This window comes from Streptomyces sp. PH10-H1, from assembly GCF_030063355.1.
Taxonomy (GTDB): Bacteria; Actinomycetota; Actinomycetes; order Streptomycetales; family Streptomycetaceae; genus Actinacidiphila.
In genome coordinates, this window is the sequence record NZ_JASISZ010000087.1 from 20,425 (window position 1) to 28,606 (window position 8,182).

Below are 8,182 nucleotides of genomic sequence, written 5' to 3' on the forward strand. Positions count from 1 at the left end.
GGCGCCAGCCGGAATTGGGTGACTCGAACGAGGGACAGTGCCGCTGCTGACGATCTTGTGTCGCGCGAGGCCGATTGTCGGACTCGAATGCAGGCCAGCCCGGGTGTGACTGCAGTGACCACTGGAATAGTTGTGCTTGTTCGGCTGCGCCGTGGCTTGCAACGCCCGCGTAGCCATGGTGCTTTGGGGCGCCGGGACCACGCGGCACGTGGTCAGCTGTGGGTGTTGAAGAAGTGGACGTCCTTGTTGGCCCAGGCGCCGGTTGGCCAGTCGGTTGCGGAGGACCAGCTGGCGACGGAGTCGTTGAAGTGTCCGTCGTCGGCGGTGGTGCCGGTGTTTTTGGCGGTCCAGGTGAACATGCGGGAGGAGCCGGTGCCGTAGCCGTACATGACGCCGAGGTCGTCGCGTCCGTCGCCGTTGTAGTCGCCGGCGACCATTTGGGGCATGGAGTCGTACCAGTAGTTGCCGGCCGGGGTGGACCAGGCGGAGTAGGGGGCTTGGAAGGTGCCGGTGGTGGTGCCGAGGCTGATGAAGGTGTTGAGGCTGTCGCTGCCGCTGCTGTAGTCGTACCAGGCGGCGATGTCGTCCTTGCCGTCGCCGTTGAAGTCGCCGGCTTGGATGTGGGCCTGGTTCCAGTTGCCCCAGGTGGTGCTGGTCCACGACGTGCTGGTGTAGGCGAAGGCGCCGGTGGGGCTGGTGAGGAAGGTGTGCATTTTGACGGTGTTCATGTCGCCGTAGCCGTAGAAGACGGCGAGATCGTCGCGTCCGTCGCCCTTGTAGTCGCCGATGGCGAGTTTGGCCTGCTTGAGTTCCCAGTTTCCGGGCGTAGCGGTCCAGGAGGCGAAGGGTTCGTTGAAGCCGCCTTGGGGGTTGGCCGTGAAGGTGAAGAGGGTGTCGTGGCCGTCGGTGTAGTCGTACCAGACCGCGAGGTCGTCGCGTCCGTCGCCATTGAAGTCTCCGGACTGCAGGGACATTTGGCTGAACCACCAGTTGCCGGGTTCCCGGTACCAGGAGGCGACGGGCTTGTCGAAGCCGCCGCTCGCGTTGCCGAGCGCGGTGAACAGCCGCACCCCGCCGTTGTCGTAGCCGTAGAGGATGGCGACGTCGCCGCGTCCGTCGCCGTTGTAGTCGCCGGTGGCGTATTTCATGTTCGCTGCCCACCCGCTGCCGGCGGGTGCGGTGTAGCCCTTGTAGGGGGCGGGGAAGGTGCCGTCGGAGTTGGCGATGAAGTCATACAGTTCGTAGCTGCCGTCGGCGTGGCTGTACAGGGCGGCCATGTCGCTGCGGCCGTCGCCGTTGTAGTCGTGGCGGACGTGGGTGCCGCTGGACCACAGGGACTGGCCCTTGACGTTGTAGACGATGAGGTTGCCGCGGTCCTGCAGTAGGGCGTAGCCGCCGGGGGCTGAGGTTTTCGATTCCCAGGCTTTGGTGCTGCCGTCGGCCTTGTAGACCACCAGGTTGCCGTCGGCTTGCATGACGGCCTTGGCGCCGGTGTTGCCGGCGGTGCCGGTGGACCAGATGAAGGCGTTGGGCAGGGAGGAGGCGTTGGTGATGACGAGGTTGCCGTCGGACTTCATGGTGAGCTTGGCCGAGCGGGAGGTGAACGTCTGGCCGGAGGTGAGGGTGGTGCCCGAGGGGATGCGCGATCCGCCGGTGATGCCGTCGATGGCGAAGACGGTGCCGAAACCGGTGAAGTCCGTGCCGGTCTTCACTCCGGGCCAGCCGGTCATGGTGTTGTCGGTCTTGCGGGCCCACAGATCGGGGATGCCGTCGCCGGTGACGTCGCCGGACGAGCCGATGACGGGAAAGGCCGCGGCGGTTACGTTGGAGCCGACGTCTACCCGTCCTGCGGTGTCACCCCAGGTGGTGGGGTTCACGGTGCCCTTGTTCTCGCCCTGCTTGCCGTAGGTGCGGAAGATGTGGCCGGTGGCGTTGTTGCGCAGCCACAGGTCGGCCAGGCCGTCGCCGTTGAGGTCGCCGGGGGCTACGACGGTGAAGGTGTCCCAGTCGTTGCCGCCCACCAGGACCGGGGTGCCGTGTAGGTCGAGGCGCTTGGTGGCGCGGTCACCGTAGTAGGCCCACAGGAACTTCCCTTCTTTGACCAGGACGTCAGGCTCGCCGTCGCCGTTGAGGTCACCGGGGGTGAGGATCTGGTCGGCGTCACGCCAATGGTCGTCGCCGGTGGCGCAGCCGTCGTAGTTGTCGTCGCTAGGGGGTGCTACGACAGGGCAAGCGACGGTGAATTGCTTCTGGCCGCCGTCGACACCGTTGGTGGTAGCGGTGCCGGATCCGTTGTTGGGGTAGACCCACAACTGCTTGACCTTCGCGGTGGTGTCGTACTGGAGCGCGATCAGGTCGTTGTAGCCGTCCTGGCCCCAGTCGCCACGGGAGGCGACCTGAGCGCCATCCAAGGCCTGGCCGCCGTTGGTGGCGGCGGAGAACTGGCTGTTGCCCTGGCCGGCGTAGGTGAGCAGGGTGCCGTTGGAATCGACGTTCCAAATGTCGTTGTTGCCGTCGCCGTTGAGGTCCCCGGGGATGTCGCGACTGGTGGAGCGGCCGGCGTAGTAGGTGTAGATGGCGGTGTCGGAGCGGTTGCCGGCCCTGTCGATGCTGAAGGCGTAGGCGAAGTGGGGCCCGTAGCCGGGCGGGGTGATCTTGACGGTCGCGCTCGCGCCGGCGGTGACGTTGGTGTAGTTCACCTGCGGGTTGTAGTCGGTGTACCAGCCGTACTGCACGGCGTCGGTGACGCCGTTGGCGGCGAGGGTGAAGTCAGCCTGGGTGCGCGCCTTGCCGGTGGTGGTGGGCCAGCCGTTGTCACCGTTGGGGAAAACGGGGGAGTTGATAACGGGAGGTCGAGCCGGCCGCGTGCGGTCGAGGGAGAACTTGCAGGTGGTGGACCAGCCGGAGTATTCGCCCTGGTTGTCCTTGGCACGGACCATCCAGGTGTAGTCGCCGGTGGGGGTGCTCGCCTCGGGCAGCGCCAGAGTGGCGACGCGGCCCTTGAGGGCCGGGATGGACTGGTCCACGACGGCGGCCGCGGTGCCGGTTCTATACAACAGGAACTGGGCGCTGAGGTTGCCGGCGTCCGGGTCATCGATGGTGGCATGCAAGCTGACCCGGGTGTTGCCAATCAGGCCGCCGGTGGCGCAGTCGGTCTTGGGGTTGGTGCCCAGGCTGTAGGGGGTCTTGGGCGGATGGTTGTACTTCGTCTCCAGGACCGCGGTCTTCGGGTCGAACCTCTTCCAGCCGTAGGTGTCGGACTCGTCGAAGGCATACATGCCCAAGGTCAGGCTCGGCCAGTTCTTGGACGCGGCCTCCTTGACCTTAGCCGTGGCGTCGAACTCCAGGTTCCCGGCCGGGCAGCTGCTGTCGCTGCCACTGCGGTCCCGCCACCCCTTGGAGTCATTGACGGTGTACAGCTTGGTGATCTTGGCAGGCTGGTTGTTCCAGGTGGTCTTCTTCGAGATGGGGCCGGTCTGCCACAGCTCAACGGGCCGGGCCTGGCAGGACCAGGACCACTTGTTCTTGATCCGGAACGTCGAGGAGATGACGCCAGCACCCTTGATGTTGGAGATGTCCATCTGGAAGAAGGACCGCGACAGGCCGTTGGTGTCACTCTCGTGGCCGACCCGGGCATCCTCGTTGGCGTTCCAGAACGCGGCGTCGGGGTAACTGCGGTACGCGCGCAACCAGTTCTGCCGGTTGCCCCACGCCCACGACGGGTCGATGAACACCGGATACTGCGTGGTGGTCCCGGTCAGCAGGGCCTGGTCCGGGGTGATGGACAGCGTGTCGCCGCTGACGGAAGCTGGCATCTGGGCGTCCTTCGCCCCGGCCGCGGGCTCGAACACGTCACTCGGTGCGGCCGTGGTCGCTGCCGTGGTCGTCGCAGTGCGCGTGCCCATCGCGGCCGCGGGGGCGCTGCCGGTGCTGGTGGAGTCCCACATCAGCGGGGCCGAGCTGGTGAAGATGCTCTGCCCGGCGGGGTTGACGGCGGAGATGGTGCCGGTGCCGGAGTCGGTGGTGACGGTGAGGCCGGCGGTCGCCATCTTGTAGTTCAGGGTGGCCAGTTGGGGGTTGCTGGCGGCTACGGCGGTCTTGATGACCAGCAACTGGGAGAAACCCTCGACCTCGGCCTTCAACTGCATGTCAACGCCCGGCAGAACCTCTGCATAGGTGGCGATATTGCCGGCCAGTGCCGGCTTGGGCAGCGCGGTCGGCCACGACAGGGTCAGCGTGCGCCCGTCCTTGACCCCGGACAGCAGCGGACCGGTGCCGCCTCCGGAGAACGTGACGGCCACAGTGGCGGCGGTGGGCACCACACTGCCGTCTGCCGCGAAGACCAGGGTGGGGTCGGTCTTCACCCATGTGCCATCGCGGAACAGTCGGACGGGGGAGCCGTAGCGCTTGACGGAGAACGTCCCGTCCACATTCGCCCACTCGTCCGACAACTCCGTCCGCACCGAGAGGACTTCGGCGGGTTGTCCGGTGGACTGCGCCAACGCCAGCGCCTGGTCCTCCTCGGAGACCGAACCATCATCGGCCACAGTCGTGACGGCCGCCTTAGCGGCGGCGGGCCGTGCGGCGGCGGAAGCGGTCACCGGCACCAGGAAACCGGTCACCGCGACACTTCCCGCCGCTGTCACGGCTATCGCCCGCGTCAATCTATGTCTCGGCGGACCACTGCGCATCTTCGCAGACATCATGCTTCCTTCGTTTGCAGAAATTACTGACGAGACTCTATAGGCATCAAGTTTGGAATATATGACTCCGGTTTCTTGGGACTGACAGCGTCCATCGTGACTGGTGCTCAAGCGGATGGAACCACGAAACGAAACGGGCTATCTAGGTGAGTGTGTGTAGGTTTAAACTACGCGCTTGCTACTGCCGTAGCCTGCGTAAACGCGCAGGTTAAGAATGATTGACGGAATGGTTTGCCGTGTTGTATGGCGGTCGTAAAGGTGACCCAACCTGGACATTAGTGCTTTCGTTGTGCATGGTGAATTTAATGCTGTGCGCGTTGTACTGCGCCCTGTTACTGTTCCCCAGCTATTTGTGAATTGGGTGAGGGGTGGGGCGTGAATAGGTTCGGTGTGCGCGTTTTGGCGGCGTCTTTGACGGTCGCTGTGGTGATGGGGGCGCTGCCGGCTGCGGCGGTGGCCGCCGCGCCGAAGGGGCCGGGTCTGCCGGAGCTGAAGCAGCCGAAGGCGGTGCCGGTGACCCCGGTGGCCGCGGGGGGTGCCAAGCGCAAGGACGCTGCGGCCGCGCACGCCTGGAAGGGTGCCCCGAAGGCGGTCTGGCCCGCAGCGGGCTCCGCCGAGGTGGACCTCACCGCCCCCGCCGCACGGGGCGCCGGTAGGGGCAGTGCGTTGTTGGCGACCCGTTCGCCGCAGCGCGCCGGTTCGCTGCCGGTGGTGATCATTCCCGCTCCCGCCGGCACACGCACTACTGCCGGGGATCCGTCAAAGTTCCAGGTGACGGTTGCCGGTCACGCGCAGGCGGACAAGGCCGGAGTGGATGGTCTTCTGTTATCGGTCGGCCGGACCGGCGGCGCTTCCGCGCCCGGTGCGGTGCGGATGCAGGTGGACTACTCATCGTTCCGTGGTGCTTACGGCGGCGACTGGGCCTCGCGCCTGCATCTGGTCCAGTTGCCCGCCTGCGCGTTGACCACCCCGGACAAGGCCGAGTGCCGGATCGCCCGTCCGCTGGCCACGACCAACAACACCAAGTCCGGCACGCTGACCGCGCAGGTCACGGCCACCCCGACCCAGACCGCGGCCCCGGCCGCGGTGCGTTCGAATGCGGCGTCGTCGGGGGCCACCGTGCTGGCCGCGACCGCCAGTGCCTCGGGTGCTTCGGGTGACTACAAGGCCACGTCTCTGCAGCCGTCGGGATCATGGACGGGGGGCAGCTCGTCGGGGGCGTTCACCTGGTCGTATCCGTTGGCGGTTCCTGCGGTGCCGGGTGGGCTGCAGCCGTCGGTCTCGCTGGGCTACAACTCGCAGAGCGTGGATGGCAAGACCGCCGCGTCCAATAACCAGCCCGGTTGGCTGGGCGATGGCTGGTCGTATGAGCCGGGCTTCATCGAGCGCCGTTACAAGGCTTGCAACGACGACAAGATCGGTGGCACGAACACGACCAAGGTCGGCGACCAGTGCTGGTACAACGACAACGCCACCCTCTCGCTGGGCGGCAAGAGCACCGAGCTGGTGCATGACGCGGTCACCGGCTGGCATGCGGCCGATGACTCGGGCGAGAAGGTCGAGAAGCTCACCGGCGCCGTCAACGGGGACAATGACGGCGAGCACTGGAAGGTCACCACGACCGACGGTACCCAGTACTTCTTCGGCCTCAACCACCTGCCCGGCTGGAAGGACGCCACCACCCCGGTGACGAACTCCACTTGGACGGTACCGGTGTTCGGCAATCAGTCTGGTGAGCCGTGCTACAACGCCTCCTTCGCCTCCGCCTGGTGCCAGCAGGCGTGGCGCTGGCAGCTGGACTACGTCGTGGACCCGCACGCCGACGCCATGGCGTACTACTGGACGACCGAGTCCAACAACTACGCCCGCAACTTCTCGGAGACCACCGGCAAGGGCACCGCGACCCCCTTTACCCGCGGCGGCTACCTCGACCACATCGACTACGGCCTGCGCACCACCAGCGTCTATTCGGCCAAGTCCATGGGTCAAGTCGCCTTCGGCGTGGACGAACGCTGCCTCAGCATCTGCGGAACCTTCGACGCAACCAATGCCAAGAACTGGCCCGACACGCCCTTCGACCAGTACTGCAAGGACGGAACGGAATGCACGGGCCAGTCCTCGCCCACCTTCTGGTCCCGTAAGCGCCTTACCACCATCACCACGAGGATCCTGACCGGCGGGGCCTCCAAGGACGTGGACGCCTGGACCCTCGCGCAGGACTTCCCCGCCTCCGGCGACGGCATATCCACCCCACTGTGGCTCAAATCCATCACCCGCACTGGCAAGGACGGCGGGTCGGTCAGCCTCCCGCCGGTGACGTTCGCCGGCGAACAGCTGGCGAATCGGGTTGACAAGCTCGGCGACGGGCTCGCGCCGTTCATCCGGCTGCGCGTGTACCAGATCACCACGGAAACTGGAGCCACGGTCGGGGTCACCTACTCCGACCCCGGCTGCACCGCCACCACCCTCCCAGCCGCGGATGCGTCGAACACCACCAGCTGCTACCCGGTGAAGTGGGCGTTCGAGGGGACCACCGCGACGCAGGACTGGTTCAACTCCTACACCGCCACCCAGGTAATCGAAGGCGACAACCTCGCCTCCACTCCCGACAAAGTGACAAGCTACGCCTATCCCGGTGGCACCGCGTGGGCGAAGTCCACTGACGAGTTCACCAAGGACACCGACCGCACCTACTCCGTGTCGCGTGGTTACGGCCTGGTCCAGACCCGCACGGGTGCCCCCACCGACCCCCGCACCCTGTCCGAGACGCGATACTTCCGCGGTAACGACGGCGCAGCAGTCAAGGACTTCGCCGGAGTTGCGGTCACCGACCGTGAACAGTTCGCCGGCCGGGTCCGCGAGACCGCCAACTACAACGGCGACGACACCAGCAAATTGGTCTCCGCAACATCGTCCACCCCCTGGCGATCAGCCGCGACCGCGACCCGCATCCGTACCGGACTCCCCGACCTGGTCGCCCACCAGACGCGCACCTCCGACGAGCAGACCCGCACCACCGTCACCGGCGGCACCCGAACCACCTCCCTACACCGGGAGTTCGACGCCTACGGCATGACCATCAGCCTGTCGGAGACCGGCGACACCGCCAAGACCGGCGACGAGAAATGCACCACCACCAGCTACGTCCGCAACACCGGGATATGGCTGGTGAACAAGACCTCCCGTACCGAGACCGTCGCGGTGCCCTGCGGCACCACCCCGTCCAGGCCCCAAGACGTCATCACCGACATCCGTACCTATTTCGACAATGGTGCCTTCGGCGCGGCGCCGACCAAGGGTGATGTCACGCGGACCGAGAAGATCAACGGCAAAGGCGACGGTTACGAAACCGTGAACCGTTCCGGGTTTGATCGAGGCTCGATCTTTTGGAAGGATCGAGTCCGTTATGGCGAAGCAATATCCGAAGGAGCTCAAGGAGCGGGCCGTGCGTCTGGTCCTGGAGACTCGTGATCAGTACA

2 protein-coding genes are annotated in these 8,182 nt (G+C 66.0%); one reads left to right on the forward strand and one right to left on the reverse strand.

The window, feature by feature from the left end:
• Window positions 1-212 precede the first annotated feature (212 nt).
• Window positions 213-4,622: an FG-GAP-like repeat-containing protein gene (locus QMK24_RS34895; RefSeq protein WP_283470875.1), complete on the reverse strand. Its 4,410-nt coding sequence runs from the start codon at window positions 4,620-4,622 to the stop codon at window positions 213-215.
• Window positions 4,623-5,078: 456 nt separating this feature from the next.
• On the opposite strand from QMK24_RS34895, the gene QMK24_RS34900 reads away from it, so the two are divergent.
• Window positions 5,079-8,174, forward strand: a complete 3,096-nt coding sequence (locus tag QMK24_RS34900; RefSeq protein ID WP_283470876.1) for a hypothetical protein — start codon at window positions 5,079-5,081, stop codon at window positions 8,172-8,174.
• Window positions 8,175-8,182: the final 8 nt, after the last annotated feature.